The organism is Dyadobacter bucti, assembly GCF_005869225.1.
GTDB classification, from domain to species: Bacteria; Bacteroidota; Bacteroidia; order Cytophagales; family Spirosomataceae; genus Dyadobacter; species Dyadobacter bucti.
On sequence record NZ_SWFP01000011.1, the window covers coordinates 95568 to 116287 of the forward strand.

The 20720-nt window shown below is 46.0% G+C and carries 17 protein-coding genes; 11 read left to right on the forward strand and 6 right to left on the reverse strand.

Annotated elements, in window-relative coordinates:
* Window positions 1-97: 97 nt before the first annotated feature.
* Window positions 98-1408, reverse strand: coding sequence for a cytochrome ubiquinol oxidase subunit I (locus FBF61_RS29155; protein WP_138484168.1), 1311 nt, complete (start codon window positions 1406-1408; stop codon window positions 98-100).
* Between the two features lie 175 nt (window positions 1409-1583).
* On the opposite strand from FBF61_RS29155, the gene FBF61_RS29160 reads away from it, so the two are divergent.
* Window positions 1584-2822 carry an alpha/beta hydrolase family protein gene (locus FBF61_RS29160; protein WP_138484170.1) on the forward strand — a complete coding sequence of 413 codons (1239 nt, stop codon included), beginning with the start codon at window positions 1584-1586 and terminating at the stop codon, window positions 2820-2822.
* Window positions 2823-2876: 54 nt separating this feature from the next.
* Window positions 2877-3047, forward strand: a complete 171-nt coding sequence (locus FBF61_RS34765; RefSeq protein WP_166444638.1) for a hypothetical protein — start codon at window positions 2877-2879, stop codon at window positions 3045-3047.
* A gap of 46 nt (window positions 3048-3093) precedes the next feature.
* Here FBF61_RS34765 and FBF61_RS29165 read toward each other — a convergent pair whose 3' ends face one another.
* From FBF61_RS29165 to FBF61_RS29175, 3 genes are all read right to left on the reverse strand, one after another.
* A complete protein-coding gene (locus tag FBF61_RS29165; RefSeq protein WP_138484172.1) occupies window positions 3094-4098 on the reverse strand; it encodes a 3-hydroxyacyl-CoA dehydrogenase family protein in 1005 nt (334 codons plus the stop codon).
* 114 nt (window positions 4099-4212) lie between these two features.
* On the reverse strand, window positions 4213-4410 hold the full coding sequence (locus tag FBF61_RS29170; RefSeq protein WP_138484174.1) for a CsbD family protein: 198 nt from the start codon (window positions 4408-4410) through the stop codon (window positions 4213-4215).
* Window positions 4411-4616: 206 nt separating this feature from the next.
* Entirely contained in the window at window positions 4617-5888 is a 1272-nt protein-coding gene (locus FBF61_RS29175; RefSeq protein ID WP_138484176.1) for a beta-1,2-mannosidase, read from the reverse strand.
* Window positions 5889-7093: 1205 nt separating this feature from the next.
* On the opposite strand from FBF61_RS29175, the gene FBF61_RS29180 reads away from it, so the two are divergent.
* The gene (locus FBF61_RS29180) at window positions 7094-8806 is read left to right on the forward strand and encodes a DNA polymerase/3'-5' exonuclease PolX (RefSeq protein ID WP_138484179.1); all 1713 of its coding nucleotides are present in this window, start codon (window positions 7094-7096) and stop codon (window positions 8804-8806) included.
* A gap of 90 nt (window positions 8807-8896) precedes the next feature.
* Window positions 8897-10078, forward strand: coding sequence for an ATP-binding protein (locus FBF61_RS29185; RefSeq protein ID WP_138484181.1), 1182 nt, complete (start codon window positions 8897-8899; stop codon window positions 10076-10078).
* 21 nt (window positions 10079-10099) lie between these two features.
* Here the strand turns inward: FBF61_RS29185 and FBF61_RS29190 are convergent, their stop codons facing one another.
* Entirely contained in the window at window positions 10100-11032 is a 933-nt protein-coding gene (locus tag FBF61_RS29190) for a hydrogen peroxide-inducible genes activator (RefSeq protein WP_138484183.1), read from the reverse strand.
* Window positions 11033-11269: 237 nt separating this feature from the next.
* Here FBF61_RS29190 and FBF61_RS29195 point away from each other — a divergent pair, with 237 nt between their 5' ends.
* From FBF61_RS29195 to FBF61_RS29225, 7 genes are all read left to right on the forward strand, one after another.
* On the forward strand, window positions 11270-11605 hold the full coding sequence (locus FBF61_RS29195; protein WP_138484185.1) for a hypothetical protein: 336 nt from the start codon (window positions 11270-11272) through the stop codon (window positions 11603-11605).
* A 115-nt stretch (window positions 11606-11720) separates the two neighbouring features.
* Window positions 11721-12290 (forward strand): RNA polymerase sigma-70 factor, encoded by a 570-nt coding sequence (locus tag FBF61_RS29200; RefSeq protein ID WP_138484187.1) that lies wholly within the window; start codon window positions 11721-11723, stop codon window positions 12288-12290.
* An 8-nt stretch (window positions 12291-12298) separates the two neighbouring features.
* A complete protein-coding gene (locus FBF61_RS29205; RefSeq protein WP_138484189.1) occupies window positions 12299-13294 on the forward strand; it encodes a FecR family protein in 996 nt (331 codons plus the stop codon).
* 15 nt (window positions 13295-13309) lie between these two features.
* Window positions 13310-15130, forward strand: coding sequence for an STN and carboxypeptidase regulatory-like domain-containing protein (locus tag FBF61_RS29210; RefSeq protein ID WP_138484191.1), 1821 nt, complete (start codon window positions 13310-13312; stop codon window positions 15128-15130).
* Window positions 15131-15291: 161 nt separating this feature from the next.
* Window positions 15292-16389 carry a hypothetical protein gene (locus FBF61_RS29215; protein WP_138484193.1) on the forward strand — a complete coding sequence of 366 codons (1098 nt, stop codon included), beginning with the start codon at window positions 15292-15294 and terminating at the stop codon, window positions 16387-16389.
* The gene (locus FBF61_RS29220; RefSeq protein WP_138484195.1) at window positions 16389-17264 is read left to right on the forward strand and encodes a lysophospholipid acyltransferase family protein; all 876 of its coding nucleotides are present in this window, start codon (window positions 16389-16391) and stop codon (window positions 17262-17264) included. Before FBF61_RS29215 ends, FBF61_RS29220 begins: the two co-directional genes overlap by 1 nt.
* 151 nt (window positions 17265-17415) lie before the next feature.
* On the forward strand, window positions 17416-17898 hold the full coding sequence (locus tag FBF61_RS29225; protein WP_138484197.1) for a CHRD domain-containing protein: 483 nt from the start codon (window positions 17416-17418) through the stop codon (window positions 17896-17898).
* A gap of 69 nt (window positions 17899-17967) precedes the next feature.
* On the opposite strand, the gene alaS is transcribed toward FBF61_RS29225, so the two are convergent.
* On the reverse strand, window positions 17968-20628 hold the full coding sequence (alaS, locus tag FBF61_RS29230; RefSeq protein WP_138484200.1) for an alanine--tRNA ligase: 2661 nt from the start codon (window positions 20626-20628) through the stop codon (window positions 17968-17970).
* Window positions 20629-20720 lie beyond the last annotated feature (92 nt).

Genomic DNA, 20720 nt, shown 5'->3' on the forward strand with positions numbered 1-20720 from the left:
ATGAATGACCTTTTGACCATAAATGACCTAATGACTATCTATGACAACCAATGACCCAATGAAAATTAATGACTACAAATGACTTTATTAACCTGACTTACGAATGATCATACAGCTTCCCGACCATCTTAATCTGTCGGTATAGCATGAAAATGACGATTATGGCTAGTGAAACATATACGGCGGAGAACAGGTAAAATGAGTATGCAATGCCGGGCATGGGGGTTACGGCGTCGGCGGTGCGCATGATATTGTAGATTATCCAGGGCTGGCGGCCAACTTCGGTGACCGTCCAGCCGGCTTCCACGGCGATGAATCCCAGGGGCGTGGCGGCAACGAAAAGTTTAAGCAGCCACTGGCTTCGCAGCCAGGTTTGTTTTTTCCATAATGCAAGAAAATAAAGAATGGCGATCAGCATCATGGCCATACCAGCTCCCACCATGATCTGAAAAGCATAATGTGTGATGGCAACGGGCGGGTGGTTTTTTTTGGGGATCTGGTCGAGGCCCGTTACTTCTGATTCGAAATCACCGTGCGCCAGAAAACTCAAAAAACCGGGCAGTTTAATGGCATAGTCAACCTTCTTATTTTTTTCGTCCGGGATACCGCCCACGATCAGCGAGGCAGACTTTTCGGTTTCAAAGTGCGCTTCCATGGCGGCCAGTTTCGCGGGCTGCCTGATCGCTACATCTTTCGCAGAAATATCGCCGCTAAGTGGCTGCAAAATCGCTGCTACACAACCGAAAATAGCGGCAATAGTAAATGATTTGGTATGAAAAAGGACATTTTTGCCTTTCAGGATCATCAGTGCATGTACGCCCGCGACGGCAAAACCAGTAGCGACAAATGCGGCGATGGTCATGTGCAGGGCTTGTGAAAACCACGCGTCGTTGAACATCGCCTCTATGGGATCAATGTTAATATACTGACCGTTGACAAAATCAAACCCGGCCGGACTGTTCATCCAGGCATTGGCTGCCACCACCAGTATCCCCGAAGCCAGCCCGCTAACGCCTACGATCACCCCCGTGAACCAGTGGAACCATTTGTTGAACCGGCCCCAGCCGTAAAGGAAAAAGCCAAGTGCGATCGCCTCTATAAAAAATGCGGTACCCTCCAGCGAGAACGGCATCCCGAAGATCGGTCCGGCATGTTTCATAAATCCGGGCCATAAAAGTCCTAGCTCGAATGAAAGTACGGTACCCGAAACGGCCCCGGTCGCAAAAAATATCGCCACGCCCTTGCTCCATGCCTTGGTTACGTTTTTGTAAACTATATTATTGGTCCTGAGCCAGTAGTAATGTGCGACGGCCATAAAAAAAGGCATCACCATTCCGATACATGAAAATATGATGTGGAAGCCCAGGGAAAGGGCCATTTGTGATCTTGCGGCAATGAAATCGTCCATTTGAAACGGTGTTACTGAAAAATTAAATGTATTTCAAAAGGTCAAAAATTGATGGTTCAGGAGTAGGCCAAAGCTAGTGAAGTCCTTTCAGAAGAACCACCTTTATTGACAAAATGATCCGCAAAATCCATTTTTTTGCATAACCTTTTTTCCTGAATCCAGCCTTTGTCCCAACATGAAAAAACTGTCTGTTCTCTTATTATTTCTCACGACTTTCGGGTATGCACAGAAAACTCAGGTGCCTGCTATCAATACCAAACCTTTCAAGATCGACAGTTTGCTGTGGGACTTGAAAGTCCTGAGCATTGCGCCGGAAGTGAAGTGGACCACTGCGGACGGGCCGGTGCGTACGTTGCTTTATAAAAGTGTGGATTACGAAGGAAAACCGACCGAGGTTTTTGCATATTATTCGAACCCGGATATTGTATCAGGCAAAAAGAGCGGACAGAAATTTCCCGGGATGGTCTTGATCCATGGGGGCGGAGGGAAGGCTTTCAAAGAGTGGGTTGAAAAATGGGCGAACGAGGGTTATGCAGCTATTGCCATGGATTTGTCCGGAAACGGGCCTGACGGCAAAAAGATTGAACGTCCCGGCCCGGACCAATCCAATGAAAACAAGTTTGAAAAAATAGAAACAGCTAACATCAGGGATGTATGGACTTACCATGCAGTGGCCAGCGGTATCCTTGCACATTCCCTGTTACTCAGTCTGCCTGAAATTGATAAAAACCGGACAGCAGTGACAGGGATCAGCTGGGGAGGTTACCTTACCTGCATTGTCGGGAGTCTCGACAACCGGTTCAAAGCTGCGGTTCCGGTATACGGCTGCGGATTTTATGATGAGTCCGACGTTTTCAAAGTGCCGCTGGACAAGCTTTCCATGGATAGCAAAAAGCGGTGGATGAAATTCTTCGATCCTTCGGTTTACTTGCCTTATGCCAGCAGCCCATTCTTTTTTATCAATGGTAACAAGGACAAGCATTACAATGTAATTCCCTATCACAAGACCTACTCACTGGTCAAAGCTCGTGGGGAAGTATGTATCATTCCGGAGATGAGGCACAGCCACGAAGCGGGCTGGGAACCGAAAGAGATCAAGTTTTTTGTTGATGGAATTGTGAATGAAGGGCCGAGACCTATTAACGTCAAGTTTATTGTGGACAAAGAAAATGAGCTGGAACTTATGTATGAGACTTTCAACCCCAATTCAGTTTCAATGGCGGAATTTTATTATACCAACGATCTTACTTCCACCAACGAGCAGCGTACCTGGACAAAGCAGGAAGCGAAAATCGATCTCAAAAACAAAACCATATCCACGCTTAAACCAAAGGAAGGATATAAATATGCATTTTTCTATTTTAAGGATCAGAACGGAATTTCAGGTTCGAGCAGGTTTTTGATTAAGGAATAGCCAAGTTATCAGTCTGAATGATTTGTATAAATATTACTCCTCAAAAAAATAAATATGCCCGGAGCGAAGGAAAATGATGAAACACCAAGGGGAAATGACAAATTATTTGGTGTAGAGAATCAGCTGGACGAAGACATCCTTATTTTGGAAATAATTAAGGAATGTGAAAAAGGAGATACAATCACTTACGAACAGTTCAAAAAGGAAATGGGATGGAACCAGTGACTGAAAATCGTTTTACATTAGCCAATTCCATCCCCGGAGTTTCCTTCTAGCTACTTTGTTCGGAGCTATTTCCCTCCTTTTCAGCAAGTTTTTTCTTTACAATATCGACAGGGTATTTCAATGCCAGTTCCCTGATCTCGTAGCTGAATTCTTTGAAGGTTTCTTCCCACATTTTCGCTTCACCGGGCGCATAGTCGTAAAATCCGTGGGCATTGGCGACGCCCCTTCCACCTTCCCGCACCACTTTGTCGATCAGTTCCGGGACTTCCGTGCTATTATTTAGTGTAGGAAGTAAATTTTGCATCACCGTGTGATACGCAGGAACGCCAGTGAGATCCATCCAGCGGAATACACCCACGAAAGTCATGAAGTAGCCCGCGTTATTCCGGCAGGAACGGTCCACATCCTCAATAGTCGCATACCCGTTTTCGACAAGACTGATTGCTTCACGGTACATCGCGTACATGAGCCGGTTGGTAATGAAACCCGCAATATCTTTCCGTACCAAAATCGGCTCTTTTCCCCATTGGTGAGAAAGTTCATACAGATATTCCCCGTTTTTGATATCCGTATCATCTCCGCAGATTACTTCCAGAAACCGGGTGGTGTGGGCAGGTTCGGTCCAGTGGAGGCCCAGAAATCTTTCTGGATGTTGCGTGAGTTTCTGCAGTTTGCTGATCGGGATCGCGGAAGTATTGCTCGTCAGAAGCGCGTCAGGTGCGATAACAGCTTCTATTTTTTGTAATACAGCGTTTTTTACATCAATATCTTCAATCGTACATTCATTGACGAGTTGGCAGTTTTTCAGTAAGCCGTAGTCTTCTGTGATCGTCAAATTTTGAAGATAAAACTCAGGTTTGTTTGGAATGAGGCCTTTTTCAACGGAATTCTCAAAATGCTTCCTGATCCGGTTTTCAGCATGTAAAAGATCTGCACTCACGGGGGCCACTGCTATTACAGGATGTCCGGCGATCAGCAGGCATGTTACGATACTGCAGCCCATTAATCCCAAACCCACTATTCCGACCGGTATTTCATTTGTATTGATCATTCAGAAGACGCTTTAAATGAGTGATGTTAAAAGAAATGAAAGAAATTAAATCCGGCTTCCTACTACAAAAAAAGCCCCGGAATCGTCGGATTCCGGGGCTTTCATTCATTTTTGTTATCTCGACCAGCTTGCTACCTCTGTTTCCACTTCTTCGCGGGTCTTACCTAGTTTTTTCTGAATTTTTCCAAGAAGCTCGTCTTCTTTTCCATCTTCGTATAACAGGTCGTCGTCAGTTAAATCTGCATATTGCTGTTTGAACTTTCCTTTTAGTTCGTTCCAGTTCCCTTTAATTTGTTGCGTGAAAGCACTCATAACATTTGCTATTTAAATTAATAAATCATGCTTGTATAAGCATCTGTTTAAATAGCCATGTTAAATAATCATTCCCGCGCAGATTAGGCTACCAGGGTGTTTTCAGAGCTGAAAGTTGAGAAATTTTTTTCCCGAAAGTGTATTATATCCTGCCAGAAAACAGGATATAATTACACATTGATATAATTAATAAAAGATTGAACGGGCTAGGCTGTCGCAATCAGCTTGTCGAGCCGCACAATTCCCTGAACCATGGAGCGTACCGAGTGGTAATTGACTTTCCAGGAATGGCTCATGTGTTTCCAGATCGGCTCTCCCTGGCGGGTAAGCAGCGGCAACCATTCTCCTACTTCCGAATGGATCATGTGGTCGAAAACAAAACGGTGCGTGGCGTCGTAGGCTTTAAGATATTTTTCATCCCCGTAAACCCGGTATGCGTCGAGCATCCCGATAATCACCTCGGCCTGTTGCCAGAACTCTTTTTCCCGGTCATATACTTCTCCTGCGTGCGAGCCCTCCACATATACACCGCCGTACTCCCAGTCGATCCCGTTTTCGACAGCGTGGTTATACGATGCGAGCAGTTGGTCGTGGTAGGCATCGTATGGAACACCGGCGATGTCCAGCGCGTGCATCAGCAGCCATGCAAATTCTACGTTATGTCCGTAGCTGGTGTTGTCTTCCGCCGAACTTTTCAGGCCGTCTTCGGTAAACCTGTCCCATCCCCAGATAATATCAAACTTGATCTGAGGGGCAACAGTCCAGTCAGCCCAGAACTGCGGAATACCCGTTTTGTATTGCGGGTGCATGATCTTGTTGATCAGCAGCTGGATTATTTCCAGCAGCTTGCGCTTGTGCACTTGTTTCTGGCTCGCTTCATATAACGTAGTAAAAGCCTCCATGAGGTGCATGTGGGCATCAAGCGTTTTACGGTCGCCACCTGCAGGGCCTTTGCCTTTCAGTTCCCAGTTTTTATGGAACATTTCAAAATATCCTCCATAGTAAGTATCTGCACCATATTTTTGCAGCAGGTCAAAAACTTTTTCCGCATATTCCAAACCTCTCGGATCGCCCGTAGCAAGGGTATACTCTGCGAGGCTATAAATGGCGAAACTATGTCCGTAAACTATTTTTTCATCGATCTTAACATTGCCCTTGCGATCCATCAGCCAGTAAAATCCGCCGTTTTCATTGTCCCACATCTTATCAATAAGAAAATCGACCCCGTGACTTGCGATGGCTGCATAACGTCCGTCGCCGTAGCCCGCGCGGTGGGCAGATGAAAAAGTATAAACTGTTCTGGTCTGCGCGATCAGGGACTTTTCATCTGCTCCCGAATCATTTCCGGCATTGTCGAAATGTGTTATAAATCCGCCATTGTCTTTATCCACACAACGATTTTCCCAGAAAGGCAGGAGTTGTGTTGTTAAATGATTGTGAATTTCCTGGCGGTAATTTTTAAGTTGGTCAAGGCTCATTAGGGAATATATTATAGTTTATTGTTAAATAAAGGATTCAAAAATTTGCGCGTTACTGCTTTTTATATGCGGTACCTACGGCACCGGACAGCACACCCAGTTGTTACTTGGTTACCGATATGTTGTCCCTAAGGGACATGTGTAGTGCTTCTACAATTTAGAGTGACATCGCCAAGCATCCCCCTCGGGATGCCACATTCCCAGCCGAGCTTCACATCCCTAGGATCATCCGCGTTCCGTCAGGTACGCTTGTTACCCATATGTTGTCCCTATCGGGACATCTTGATGGTGCTTCTACAATTTAGAGTGACATCGCCAAGCATCCCGCTAGGTATGCCACATTCCCAGCCCAGCGTCACATCCCCAGGATCATCCGCGTGCCGTCAGGTACGCTTGTTACCCACATGTAGTCCCTATCAGGACATTTTGATCGTGCTTCTACAATTTAACAGTGCTATTTCCAGCATCCCGCTAGGTATGCCACATTCCCAGCCAAGCGTCACATCCCCAGGATCATCTGCGTGCCGTCAGGTACGCTTGTTACCCATATGTAGTCCCTATCGGGACATTTAGATTATGCTGCTACATTTTAACAGTGCTATTTCCAGCATCCCACTAGGGATGCCACATTCCCAGCCGAGCGTCACATCCCCATGATCATCCGCGTGCCGTCAGGTACGCTTGTTACCCATATGTTGTTCCTATTGGGACATTTTGGTGGTGCTTCTACAATTTAGAGTGACATCGCCAAGCACCGCGCTAGGGATGCCACATTCCCAGCCCAGCGTCACATCCCTAGGGTCATCCGCGTGCCGTCAGGTACGCTTGTTACCCATATGTTGTCCCTATGGGGACATCTTGATGGTGCTTCTACAATTTAGAGTGACATCGCCAAGCATCCCGCTAGGGATGCCACATTATTAGCCCATGTTATCCCCAGGATCATCTGCGTGCCGTCAGGTACGCTGTATGTGTATTACGCCGACATCAGTATTATTGGCTATCTCATCTTGCTTTTATCATTATAAATATTTTTATCAGGAATATTATGCTTTTTCTCCCTGCTTCCGGCTTTTGCTATTTAAGACAACGGACTATATTAACTACTTGAAACTTATAAATGCAGCTGGTAAGGCGCCGGGCTTGCAAATGCTGAGACATACTTCGTAATTCGCAGATAATTCTCTTTAACCTTTTTGATATATATGAGCAATCCTGAAATTGTCGAGATACTGGAATTAACCGCCAAGTTGCTGGAATTGCACGATGCCGACCCTTTCAAAATAAAAGGCTACTCCATTGCGGCATTTTATCTGGATAAATACAAAGACGGTGAACTGCAGTATATGACAGAACAGGAACTGACCAAACTCCAGGGAATCGGGAAAAGTACGGCTGGGAAGATAGTCCAGATTGCCAAAACAGGGACATTCCCGGAGCTGGAAGAGCTCCTCAGCAATACGCCCCTGGGTGTCATGGAGATGTTCAATATCAAAGGAATAGGGCCAAAGAAAATTGCGTTGCTCTGGCGTGAACTGGGTATCGACAACCTCCACGAACTCGAACTTGCGTGCCTCAATGGCAGCGTTTCCAAACTCAAAGGTTTTGGCGGAAGCATTCAGCAAAAGATCCTGGAATCTCTCGCATTCCTGAAAGACCAGGCTGGCAAGCTGCGGATGGACAAAGCCGAGAATGTGGCTGGCTTGATTGTCAATGAACTGAAAAAGAATTTTGAAGAAGTGGTAGTCGCGGGGGATATCAGGCGGAAGGCGGAAATTGTGGATGCAATCAAAATCCTGGTCAAAACGGAATCTCCGGCTTTGCTGCAGAACATACTAGGCGGGATTGAATTCCTGGTGCAGGATGAAAAAATATCGTCGCCGTTTATATGGAGAGGAAATGTGCAGGAGGTAGCAGTGAGTATTGAGGTGATAGCCGTGAAACCTGAGCGCATGGTGAATGAGCTCTTTTTGGAAACAGCTACCGCAGACCACCTGGGTTATCCTACAACTTCGGGTAGTACGATCTGGAAAAACGCTGTTTACGAGCCGGTCGAAAACGAAGAAAGTATTTATGTGAAATCCGGGCTGCCTTATATTGTTCCTGAAATGAGGGAAGGGGCCGGGGAATTTGAATGGGCTGAAAAACACGGCAACGACCAGCTGGTGACCTGGGATGATCTCAAAGGTATCCTGCACAATCACAGTACCTATTCCGATGGGCAGCATACACTGGAACAAATGGCGCTGTATTGCCGGGAATTGGGTTTTGAATATCTGGGAATAGCGGACCACTCGCAAACTGCCACTTATGCCCAGGGTTTAAAAGTGGAAGATGTGATCCGCCAGCATGAGGAAATTGTGCGGCTTAACGCGAGGTTCGCAGCTGAAAATCCTGAAAAACCTTTCAAGATCCTCAAAGGAATTGAGTCGGATATCCTCGGCGACGGTTCGCTGGATTACCCGGCCGAAGTCCTTGCTACATTCGACTACATCGTTGCTTCGGTGCACAGTAACCTGACCATGTCGCAGGAGAAGGCCACAGCCCGGCTTCTGAAGGCTATTGAAAACCCATATACGACCATTCTCGGGCATCCGACGGGACGCCTGTTGTTATCAAGAGAAGGTTATCCGATCGATCATAAGGTTATTATCGATGCCTGCGCAGAACATAAAGTAGTAGTGGAAATCAACGCCTCCCCCTGGCGCCTCGATCTGGACTGGCGATGGATTTCCTATTGTATTGAAAAGGACGTACTGCTGAGCATCAATCCGGACGCACATTCCAAAGAAGGTTACCTGGACATGCACTACGGAGTAGCCGTTGCCCGCAAAGGTGGTTTGACCAAATCCATGACTTTTAATGCGTTGTCTCTGGAAGAAATGGAGGCGTATTTGGGTAAAAAGATTTTGAGATAGCTAACTTCTCACCTCTTATCATTACTATTTTCGTAGTGTACTTATAAAATAGTATTACTATTTTTACAGTGCACTTATAAAATAGTAAGGATGTTTTACACCAGAGATATATTTTCGAGCCTTCTTGAACACCTTCCCAGAAAGCAAATTACTGTCCTGACCGGCATGCGCAGAACGGGTAAAACTACGCTTGTCAAGCAACTGATCGCTGAATCGGATATCGCTCAAAAGCATTACTTTGATCTCGAGAGAATTGACATCAGGTCGCTTTTTGCCGAGCCTAATTACGAGACGATCGTCTACGCGCTCACCCAGCAAGGGACAGATTTTAGTAAAAAAGTGCTGATAGCCATAGATGAAATCCAGCTGGTTCCGAATCTTCCAAGTGTTCTCAAGTATCTCTACGATACCTATGATATCAAATTCATAGTGACCGGATCCAACGCTTATTATATGAAAAACCTGTTTTCAGAATCATTGGCGGGTAGAAAAAAGATATTTGAAATATATCCGCTCCACTTTGGCGAATTGCTGTCATTCAAGGAAATACCTGCCAGTTCAACTGATTTTAAGACCGCCGGTACATTTGTGCAGTCCGAATATGAGCGGCTGAAAATGCTTTACGACAGCTACATTAATTATGGCGGATTTCCCGAAGTTGTGCTCGCGGATTCCGTTGCTGAGAAAAAGGATTTAATCAGCGATATACTGAGTTCCTATATCAATTTTGACCTTACTCTGCTTTCGGACATCCGTAATCCCACTAATCTGTTTAAGCTCATCAAGTTATTGTCTGTGCGGATCGGGACAAAGCTGGATATTTCCAAACTGACCAGCCTTATGGGATTAGCCCGTCAAACCGTTGAAAATTATATCGACCTCCTGGAAAAAAGCTATTTGGTCAAAACGATACCCGTACTTTCGTCTAGTCCCGACAGGGAAATTGTGAAAGCAAGGAAAGCATATTTTTTGGACAACGGCATTGCTTCTTTGTCCGGAGAGCTCGGTAGTGGCGCAAAATTCGAAAACGCGGTGTTTAATCAATTAATGCATAAAGGTGAGGTGGCATATTATCAGTTAAAATCGGGGAGAGAAATTGATTTTATTGTCAATAAAGAGCAATGTTTTGAAGTGAAGGAAACAGCCACGGAAGCCGACCTTAAGAATACAGAATCATTGGCCAAAAATCTTGATATTGCGCAATCTTATGTAATCGGACGTCACCCGGTCAAGCTTTTTGATGGATATATATGGGGTGGCAATTTGCGCTAAAACAGATTGCTAATTTTTTCCTTACAAAACCCTGATCTCACTTTTCTTCTCAAAAATCTCCTGGGGCAAATAGGCGACAATCCCTGTTTTCAGGGCTTCGATCAGGCGGGTTTTCATTTGTTCGCGGTTGACGACCAGGCATACTTCCCGGGCGGGTTCGGGGAATTTGAAATTGCGGATATGTTTCCTGCGCTCTTCGGACAGCTCCATAACTGCCATTTCGGGCAGGATTGTGATGCCCCCGTTGCGTTCCACCATTCGGATCAGCGTTTCAATACTGCCCGACCGGTAACTGAAACTGCTCCCAAACTGGCTATTGCGGCTCAGTTCACACAAGCGCTGGATCTGCGTCCGGAAGCAATGTCCTTCTTCCAGGAGCCACAGTTCGTTGGGTTCGATATCCGTCGGCAAAATGTACTGTTTGGCATACAAGTCCGTATTTTCAGACAAATAAGCATAAAAACGCTCCTTGTACAAAGGGATTTCATGCAGGCTGTTTTCTTCCGAAACCGATGCGACGATCCCGGCGTCCAGATTCCCGAGTTTCAGCTCGGTGATGATGCGTTCCGTGATCATCTCGGAGACGTGCAGACGGATATCAGGATAGTTGGCGATAAACGGATTGACAAAATGGGGCAGCAGGTACGGGGCAATAGTAGGAATAATACCGACGCGCATCTCACCGGACAAGTCGCCGTTAAAGTGCCTGGCGATCTCGTTCATTCTCCCGGCTTCCCTCAAAATTGTTTTTGCCTGGTCGATGATTTCCCTGCCGATGCTGGTGGGTACAATAGGCTGCTTGGTACGGTCGAAGATTTTTACCGAAAGCTCGTCTTCCAGCTTACGGATCATCATTGACAAGGTAGGTTGTGTTACATTACAATGCTCCGCTGCCTGAACAAAATGGCGGTAATTATCAACGGCGACTATATATTCCAGCTGCTGGATATTCATTGAAGGTAGGGTAATAATAGATTCTGTTTATGCAAATATATAAAGCCATCATTTTAATTGATTATTAATTTAAAACCTTCACTAAAAATCAATGATAGTTGATTAAGTCCTTGTATTAAATTGCTATTAATTTTCCTTTTAATAAGAAACCTGGTCTGGTATTTGCAATACCCAAAACATCTTTACCAAACAAAAATTCCGTCATTCAATCATTCAATCATTCAAAATTCAACCAAAATGAAACACCTAAAATCCCTATTCGTCCTCGCATTTCTCGCCCTGAGTGCATCCGTATTCGCGCAGACGACCACCCCGGCCAAACCGACGAATAAAACAACAGTTACCACAAAGACCACCGGAAAAGAAAAAACGGCTACTTCGGTGACTGTCAAAACCAAAGCCGACGGAACGCCGGACAGACGTTATAGTGAAAATCAGAAGCTAAAAAAAGACGGAACACCGGACAAACGGTATAGCGAAAACAAAAACCTGAAAAAGGACGGAACGCCTGATAAACGCTACAAAGCCAACAAAACTACGGATGCAGAAAAGGCTGCTAAAAAACCGAATTAAGTTGCAGGAAATTTTTTCTTGAAAAAATTAGGGTAGGTGCCCGGCTGGTTGTCATTCCAATGTACAACCCAAGTCGGGCACTTATTTTTTTGTATTCAGTAACCGTGTCATTGCAATGGACATAGCCGTATCGGAACATGTAACCTATTTAAATAAGGATAGGGAAGAGGAATTTGAAAAGGTTTTCAAGGCACATTTCAAAAGCCTGCATGCCTATGCCCGTACCATCGTGAGAGATGATATCATGGCCGAGGAAATGGTACAGAACGTTTTTTGCCGACTTTGGGAAAAAACAGAACAGATAGAGATACGGGAATCGGTAAGCGGCTATTTGTACAGGTCTGTTTACCACGAAAGCCTAAATTATCTCAAACACCTGAAAGTCCGGGAGGCTTATCAGAATTATGCGGTCAACAACATGGAACATAGCAACAATACATCACACAATCTTGAACTGCACGAACTGGAATACAGGCTGGAAAACGCCTTGAAGGAACTGCCCGAAAAATGCAGGACCATATTTCAGATGAGCCGGTTTGAAGAACTGAAATACCAGGAAATAGCAGACCGACTTCAGTTACCGGTCAAAACCATTGAAAACCAGATGGGAAAAGCGCTGCGGCTTTTGCGGATCAAGCTGGTCAACTTTCTACCCGCGTCAATTTTATTGTTTTTCCTCAGCTAATCAGGATCATGAAAAAGGAATTGAACTATAACCACAACATAGATGAGCTGCTCGTCAAGTCCCTGCTGGATGAAGCGACGGTTGCTGAGCAGATCGAGATCAACCAATGGTTGGCCGACAGTGAAGATAACCAGCGGTATTTCGAACATTTCGAGCTGATCTGGACGCAAAGCAAACAACTGGCTTTGCACAGCCAGATTGATGAGGAAGCGGCATGGCAGCGATTCCGGAAAAGGACGCGGCAGCCCGAGGAGGAGACGCCAGTGATTCCTTTGTATCAAAAACCGGCATTCCCGCTGTTCAGAGTCGCGGCGACGCTTGTTTTCTTGCTGGGTGCGGCCTGGCTGGCCTATTTTTATACTGCTCAGTTTACCGGTAAAGATCAGATTGTAGTCGCTTCGGGAGCTGAAACTTTGACTGATACATTGCCGGACGGATCGGTGGTTGTGCTCAATAAAAAATCAACCATTTCCTATCCGCGGGATTTCCGAGGAAATACCCGCCAGGTGGCGATGACGGGCGAAGCTTTTTTTCAGGTGGAGCCGGATAAGAGCAAGCCGTTTATCATTTCGGTCAATGACGTTACGGTGAAGGTCGTTGGTACCTCTTTCAATGTGAAGGATAATGATAAAAAAACGGAGGTGATTGTGGAAACCGGCCTCGTGGAAGTAACCAGAAAGCATGAGAAAGTCCGGCTGGTACCCAAACAAAAAGCAACCGCGCTGAAATCTGAACCGGACTTGGTGAAGCAAAATACCGAGGACGATTTTTATAAATATTACCGGACCCAAAAGCTGGTTTGCGAAGGAACACCTCTGTGGAGGCTTGTCGAAATTCTGAATGAAGTCTACGACGCGGACATTGTGATTGGAAATGAGAAATTGAGAGATCTGCCGATCAATTCCACCTATGATCACCAACCTTTGAACAACATACTTGACCTGATTAGTGAAACTCTGACATTGAAAGTTGAACACCAGGGACAGCAGATCATTTTGAAATAGGGCTTATCTTTCGGAATGATTTGGACTTTTACTTTATCTAGGGGCATAAAACTGGCTGCAATCCTGATTGTAATTCCATTCATTGCCCGTACCCAAAACATTCTGAATAAAACGGTATCCGTACACGTCAGCAGACAGCCCGTTTCTTCCGTGCTGAAAACCGTGAGCGAGCAGGGGAAGTTTTATTTTTCCTATAACAGCAACATCATTCCCGGCGACAGCCTCGTGACCCTGAACCTGCGTGAAAGTCCTGTCAAACAAGTACTTGATATTTTATTCAAAAACAATTACCAGTATAAGGAAAAGGGTGAATACCTGATTATCCTGCCAGCGCCGAAGGAGAAAACATCCTATATCAGCGGACGCGTTTTTGATATAGAAACCAATGCTCCCGCCGACTATGCCAGTGTTTACTCCCGGCAGTTGCTCATTTCTGACCTGACCGATGATGACGGCCGTTTCCGGATGCGGGTAAAAGGAAGTTTTCCGGTAAGTCTTACCGTCAGCAAAGTGGGGTATGGCGACACAACAATTGTCGTGCAAGCCGAAGAAAGCCACGATCTGAAAATTAATATATCCACACGAGCGGTCGACCTTGATCCTTTAATTGTCCGGTATTCAGAAGGTGCTTCCACCTGGCTGGGCCGGCTTTTTCTTTCTGCGAGGCTGCGTGCACAAAGCCGCAATATCAGCAAGTTTTTTGTGGCGCTGCCCTATCAGGCCTCATTGAGTCCGGGGCTTGGCACGCACGGGCGTATGAGTTCGCAGGTGGTCAATAAGTTTTCCCTCAATTTACTGGGAGGCTATACTGCCGGTGTAAATGGTGTTGAGTTGGCGGGCGGCTTCAATATGTCAAAAAAAGACGTGCAATATGTACAGATTGCGGGCGCCTTTAACGTGGTTTCGGGCTATGTGAAGGGTGTGCAGATCGCAGGTTTTCTCAATCACGTACTCGATTCTCTGCAGGGTGTGCAGGTTTCCGGATTTAGCGGTAATGTAAAAAAAGCTGTTCATGGTGTGCAGGTAAGCGGTTTTCTAAGTCGAAGCGCGGCTGCATTGCATGGGATCCAGGTTTCCGGTGCGGCGGGCATTGTGGGCGGGGAAGGAGATGGTGTTCAGGTTTCGGGAGCCTATAATCATGCTGCCGACACTTTCCACGGAGTACAGATCACGGGCGGCGTCAATTTTGCAAAAAACGAAATGGATGGTATGCAGCTTTCAGGGGTAGCAAACATCGGAAAAACGGAAGTGAAAGGTTTTCAGCTTGGCTTTATGAATTATGCAAAAAGACTAAAAGGTGTTCAGCTTGGAATTGTGAATGTAGCTGATAGTTCGGCGGGGCTGAGCCTGGGGCTGATCAATATTATCAAAAAAAGCAATTCCAATGTTTCTGTGTATGCCAATGAAATTGTGCCGATAAATCTGGCCTGGAAAATGGGTACGCGAAAGTTTTACAGCATGCTAATCGGCGGCACTACTACCGGGAGCCAGCATAAAGCCTACACGTTCGGGGCAGGAATCGGGCGTGAATTCCGGATCAACAAAAACCTGGATCTTTTCACAGAAATTACCAGCCAGAATATCTATCTCGGAAGTTGGGAGCAAATACCTTCAATATACCGCTTTCAAACCGCGCTGAACCTCAAACTGAGCAGGCGGCTTATCCTTTTTGCCGGCCCTACGTTTTCAGTGTATCAAGCTGATCAGCATGAAGTTAAGGAGGGTTATAAATCCTTTCCTCTCAACAAATACCCCGGCTTCGACATGGGAAGCAAGCTCAGCAGCTGGTTTGGCTGGCAGGGCGGCCTGAGCTTCCGCTACGCAAAAGCGGACTAGTGAATTCAAAATTTCTTCAACATTATTTAAATAAAAATTAGGGTAAAGCCTGACGTCGTTGTCGGTACTGTACATACGGCGAAGGAGCACGATTGAAGGCCTGCAATTGAGTATTCCCACCCGGTATGTATTTAAAGACATTTTATTTTAAATACAATCCCATGAAAAATCAGTCATTCCATTCATACAAGGCGTTTTTTACAGCACTTTTTCTTTTTGCGTGCACTCTTTCTTCTTCCGCTCAGGATACTACAGCTGCTGTTCACATTGGTTTTATATATCCGGTCAGTTCGAATGGCAAGAGCGCGGCTTCTTATACCAACCGTTTTTCGCTGCATGCGATCGCAGGTTTATCAAAAAATGAAACAGCTTTTGCGTTATCGGGCGTGGCTAATGTGATCAGGCAGAATGCCGCCGGGGTTCAGATTGCCGGTGCGGTAAATGTGGTCGGAAATGCAGCCAGTGGCGGGCAGATCGCGGGTGCTGCGAACGTGGTAGGGAATTCGGCCAGCGGGGCACAGGTGGCGGGTTTTGCCAATGTTGTAAAAAATGAAGCAAAAGGAGCCCAGATCGCCGGTTTTATGAACCTTACCGGAAGTGCGGGGGCCGCACAGATTGCGGGTTTTACCAACATTGCACGGCAAAACGTGAAGGGACTTCAATTAGCAGGGTTTTTAAATAAAGCCGGAAATGTAAATGCACAGGTATCCGGTTTTGCCAACATTGCCCGCAACGTAAAAGGCGTTCAGCTGGCCGGGTTGATCAATATTGCCGACAGCTCGGACTACCCGATCGCACTTTTTAACTTCATCAAAAACGGGGAGAAATCAATAGCCCTGACCTGGGATGAAACCATGACAGGAATTGCTTCTTTCCGTTCGGGAGGAAAGGTGATGTATGGAATCGCTGGGGTGGGTTTTAATTTCAAAGACACCAAAAAAGATATGTATGCCGTAGAAGCGGGTTTAGGGGCACATATTCCGGTGGTGAATAAATTCAGGATTAATCTTGAAGCAATCTCGCACACATTGTCCGATTTCAAGGGAGGTAATTATTTTAAAAATTCGCTGCGGATCATACCTGCCTATCGGATCGGCCCGAAGCTGGAAATTTTTGCCGGCCCAACCTTCAATTACGTGAACTATGCGCGGGAGGATGATTATAATTTTGTCAAAAAATATATCTGGAAAAACGACGGTTCCAAGGACTTCCGGGGTGTGTATGCGGGCTTCAATGCGGGTTTGCAGCTTATTCTTTAATGAATACTGTACAGCCCGTTACCGGCGCTGCCGTCACTTTGGCGCGCTGGCTGTCCCATCTGATATTCCTGGTATTTGCCCACATCTGGCCCTATCGTAAAAAAATAATTCGGAAAAACCTGGAAGCCTGCTTTCCGGAATTATCAGATGGTGATATCAAGAGCCTGAGTTTGCGCTACTACCGGCATATCAGCGATCTCATTGTGGAAACGCTGCTGCTGGCTAACCTGGAAAACGATGATCTGAGGAAGCTCGTCAGTTACGAAAATTCTTCTTTGATACATCAGCTGATAAATCAAAAAAAGGACATTGTCCTGATCGCGTCACATTACGGAAACTGGGAGTATCTTTTTCAGTTGCCGCTGGTCGCCGACTGCACGGTGCTGGCAGCCTATTCGCCGGTATCGAATGGGTATATTGATAAAAAACTGAAATCCATCAGAAGCCGTTTTGGGATCAAACTGGTCCCTAAATCGGAATGGTACCGGACAGCACTTAACCGGAGGGGTGACGAACCGACCATTTTTATTACCATAGCAGACCAGCGTCCTCCGAAAGCTGCTAAACAAGCCGTGAATTTCTTTGGGCGAACAACGTATATCCAGCAAGGTGCGGCGCGGATTGCGGTCCGAAGAAACTGCGCAGTGGTTTACGCGGATGTTGAAAAAGACGGGAGGAATAAATATAAATTCACTTTCAGGCTGATCACGTCCAATGCAGTTCTTAGCGATGAAAATGCGATTATGAAATCGTATTACGAGGCTCTGGAAACTACGATCCGGAGGCAGCCGGAATGGTGGCTCTGGTCGCATAACCGCTGGAAATTCGGGTACCAGCCCTCCTGTCCGGTACATAAGCCGGAAAATGTTGTATAATTCCGCAAAGGGTATGTCTGATTCCCCAATAATAGAAAAATCGAAAAATCATTAAAGGATTGAAAGTCAATGTAATGTCGTGCTTTGGTTTGAAAGGGCTTATATTTGAATCTGTACCAGCCAAACCAATTTTTTACCAAAACACAACATTATGAGGAAATTAGCATTCATGGGTATGTTTTTGATCGTTGCGGCGGCGGGATGTAGTGATGACGATGAGATTACAGATCCGATTCCCGTTTTACCTGAACTGAAGGTAAGTACAACGCTTTCAGGGGCAAACGAAGTGCCAGCTAATGCATCGACGGCCACGGGTTCGGTAGATGGATTATTGGATCAGGAAAGCAGAATACTAAGTTTGAACATTATGTACAGTGATTCGGCGGCGTCGGATTCAACTTCAGGTGATTCCACTTTTACGCCAACAGCATGGCACATTCACAAAGGTCCTGCTGATTCAACCGGTGCCGTAGTTATCAATTTTGGGACTACATTTACCTCACCTTTCGCATTTAAAGACACTTTAACAGAAGCGCAGGTGGCAGATTTGAAAGCAGGCTTATATTATGTGAATATTCACTCTGCCAAATATCCCAACGGGGAGATCAGAGGACAGTTAAAAGCCGAGGAGTAGGATATGTGAACTGCAATAAAAAGAGCGGAGCTTTTGGGCTCCGCTCTTTTTGTATGTAAGCAATTTATATCAAAACAATCCCTTCGCTTTTTCCAACGCACTATCCAGACCGCTAACGTCGGATCCTCCGGCTGTTGCAAAAAACGGCTGGCCGCCACCGCCACCACGGATTTCCTTTGCCAGGTCTTTTACAATTTTACCTGCGTTCAGGCCGGTTTCCTGCACCAGATTTTCAGCAATAAAAACCGAGATCTGAGGTTTTCCTGCAATATCAGCCCCAAAAACTGCGATGAGGTTCTCCACCTGGTCTCTGAGCTCATAAGAAAGTTGTTTCAGGGAATCTGCACTGGGTACGTCCACTTTTTCCACCAGCAGGCTGAAAGTCTGGTATTTTTTGATTTTATCCTGCAACTGCACTTTAAGTGTCTGGATCTTTTCATTTTCCAGCTGCACGATTTTTTTCTGAAGTGAACCGCGTTCTTCCAGCAGATTTTCCACTGCTTTGACCAGATCGGTCGGATTTTTCAGCAGGTCTTTGAGTTTGTTCAAAGTTTCTTCCTGCTGACGCATCAATTCCAGCGCCTTTTTGCCCGTTACTGCTTCCACCCGGCGTATACCCGCAGATACCGAACCTTCTGAAATGAACTTGAACATACCGATATGCCCGGTCGAGGAAACGTGCGTTCCGCCGCAAAGTTCAAATGAGAAGTTGGGATCAAAAATGATCAGCCGGACAAAATCACCGTATTTCTCACCAAAAGTAGCGGTCGCCCCCAGATCAAGTGCCTGCTGAATAGGTACATTACGTCTTTCTTCCAGCACGATATCCTCCCGTATTCTCGAATTCACGCGGTCTTCGATCTGGCGCAGTTCTTCGTCGGTTACTTTGGAAAAGTGTGAAAAGTCGAAGCGCAGCACTTCATCATTCAGGAAAGAACCCTTTTGTCCGATGTGCGTTCCGAGAACTTCCCGCATAGAAGATAACATCAGGTGCGTTGCCGTATGGTTGGCTTTGATTTTGTCCCTGCGGTTTTTGTCAATTTTTGCGACGATTATCCCGGCGTGCTGCAAAGCCTCATCCAGGTTTTTATCCCTCGATACATGTACAAAAAGGTCATTTTCTTTTTTTGTATCAACAATTTGAACGACCTGCCCCTCTTCACCGGATGTTACATTGCTGAGGAAAAGTGAGCCGGTATCGCCAACCTGCCCGCCCATTTCGGCATAAAATGGTGTGCGGTCGAGTACGATATGGTATTCGTCACCCGTTTTTGTTTTCACTTTCCGGTATTTGACAATATGGCTGTGCGTCTCTTCAAAGTCGTATCCCAGGAACTCGGTGCCCTCAGATTCTCTCAATTCGATCCAGTCCGTAGCCTCTTTGGCAGCATCCTGACGGGAGCGGGTCTTTTGTTGCAGCAAGGCCTCCTGAAAACCGGCTTCATCTATGATAAAACCTTTTTCCCGGGCAATCAGGGCAGTGAGGTCGACGGGAAATCCAAAAGTATCGCTCAACTCAAACACTTCGTCGCCTGCGATTACATTGATTTCCTTTTGTTTCAAAGTGGTAGTGATCGTATCCAGGCGTTTCAGGCCGGATTCGAGTGTCCGTAAAAAGCTCTTTTCTTCTTCCAGGATCACGCGGGTTACAAAGTCTTCCTGCGCCTTTAATTCTGTAAAAACGTCCTTGAACTGCTCAGCCAGAACAGGCACAAGTTTGTAAAAAAATGGCTCCTGAAATCCCAGATAAGAATAACCGTAACGTACTGCGCGGCGCAAAATCCGGCGGATCACATACCCTGCCTTGTTGTTGGAGGGAAGCTGGCCGTCAGTGATAGCAAAAGCCACTGCCCTGATATGATCCGAGATTACCCGCATTGCGATATCCGCAAATGGTTCGTTACCAGATCCGTAAGTTTTTGCGGATAAAGTTTCGAGAACCTGAATCGTGTTCTGGAAAACGTCGGTATCATAGTTGGATGTTTTGTTTTGAACGGCCATACAAAGACGTTCAAAACCCATTCCGGTATCTACGTGTGTGGATGGAAGCGGTACAAGAGATGCATCGGCCTTGCGTTCAAACTGCATGAATACCAGGTTCCAGATCTCTACAACCTGCGGATGGTCATTGTTCACAAGTGATTTTCCCGATATTTCTGCCACTTCCGCAGCGGAACGCAGATCGATATGAATTTCCGAGCAGGGGCCGCATGGGCCTGTATCGCCCATTTCCCAGAAATTGTCTTTTTTATTCCCCAAAATAATCCGGTCTTCTCCGACAATCGGTTTCCACAAATCCCAGGCTTCCTGATCGAAAGGAACACCGTCTTTGGAGTCACCTTCAAAGACAGAAACATACAGCCGGTCTTTCGGTAGCTTGTAAACCTCCGTCAGCAATTCCCACGCCCATGTGATAGCTTCCTTTTTGAAATAATCACCAAATGACCAGTTTCCCAGCATTTCGAACATGGTGTGGTGATAGGTGTCGAATCCAACGTCCTCTAAATCATTGTGTTTCCCCGACACCCGCAGGCATTTTTGCGTATCCGCGATCCGGCGTGACGGAGGTGTGCCGTTACCCAGGAAAAAGTCCTTGAACTGCGCCATACCTGAGTTATTGAACATCAGGGTCGGGTCATTTTTGGCAACCAATGGTGCCGAGGGGACAATTAAATGTTGTTTGCTGCGGAAAAAATCAAGAAAAGCCTGACGTATTTGATGCGAGGTCATTGTATATATTTAGGTACTTATATCTCCGTGAAAATTCCCGCAAATGTAAAGAAAAACGAACAAAGAATCAGGTAAAGTCAGCAATGACCTGC

Bases quoted from the DNA above. Each gene is read 5' to 3' on its own strand.
- FBF61_RS29155 (WP_138484168.1), bottom strand. From the start codon at position 1,408: ATGGACGATTTCATTGCCGCAAGATCACAAATGGCCCTTTCCCTGGGC.
- FBF61_RS29160 (WP_138484170.1), top strand. From the start codon at position 1,584: ATGAAAAAACTGTCTGTTCTCTTATTATTTCTCACGACTTTCGGGTAT.
- FBF61_RS34765 (WP_166444638.1), top strand. From the start codon at position 2,877: ATGCCCGGAGCGAAGGAAAATGATGAAACACCAAGGGGAAATGACAAA.
- FBF61_RS29165 (WP_138484172.1), bottom strand. From the start codon at position 4,098: ATGATCAATACAAATGAAATACCGGTCGGAATAGTGGGTTTGGGATTA.
- FBF61_RS29170 (WP_138484174.1), bottom strand. From the start codon at position 4,410: ATGAGTGCTTTCACGCAACAAATTAAAGGGAACTGGAACGAACTAAAA.
- FBF61_RS29175 (WP_138484176.1), bottom strand. From the start codon at position 5,888: ATGAGCCTTGACCAACTTAAAAATTACCGCCAGGAAATTCACAATCAT.
- FBF61_RS29180 (WP_138484179.1), top strand. From the start codon at position 7,094: ATGAGCAATCCTGAAATTGTCGAGATACTGGAATTAACCGCCAAGTTG.
- FBF61_RS29185 (WP_138484181.1), top strand. From the start codon at position 8,897: ATGTTTTACACCAGAGATATATTTTCGAGCCTTCTTGAACACCTTCCC.
- FBF61_RS29190 (WP_138484183.1), bottom strand. From the start codon at position 11,032: ATGAATATCCAGCAGCTGGAATATATAGTCGCCGTTGATAATTACCGC.
- FBF61_RS29195 (WP_138484185.1), top strand. From the start codon at position 11,270: ATGAAACACCTAAAATCCCTATTCGTCCTCGCATTTCTCGCCCTGAGT.
- FBF61_RS29200 (WP_138484187.1), top strand. From the start codon at position 11,721: ATGGACATAGCCGTATCGGAACATGTAACCTATTTAAATAAGGATAGG.
- FBF61_RS29205 (WP_138484189.1), top strand. From the start codon at position 12,299: ATGAAAAAGGAATTGAACTATAACCACAACATAGATGAGCTGCTCGTC.
- FBF61_RS29210 (WP_138484191.1), top strand. From the start codon at position 13,310: ATGATTTGGACTTTTACTTTATCTAGGGGCATAAAACTGGCTGCAATC.
- FBF61_RS29215 (WP_138484193.1), top strand. From the start codon at position 15,292: ATGAAAAATCAGTCATTCCATTCATACAAGGCGTTTTTTACAGCACTT.
- FBF61_RS29220 (WP_138484195.1), top strand. From the start codon at position 16,389: ATGAATACTGTACAGCCCGTTACCGGCGCTGCCGTCACTTTGGCGCGC.
- FBF61_RS29225 (WP_138484197.1), top strand. From the start codon at position 17,416: ATGAGGAAATTAGCATTCATGGGTATGTTTTTGATCGTTGCGGCGGCG.
- alaS (WP_138484200.1), bottom strand. From the start codon at position 20,628: ATGACCTCGCATCAAATACGTCAGGCTTTTCTTGATTTTTTCCGCAGC.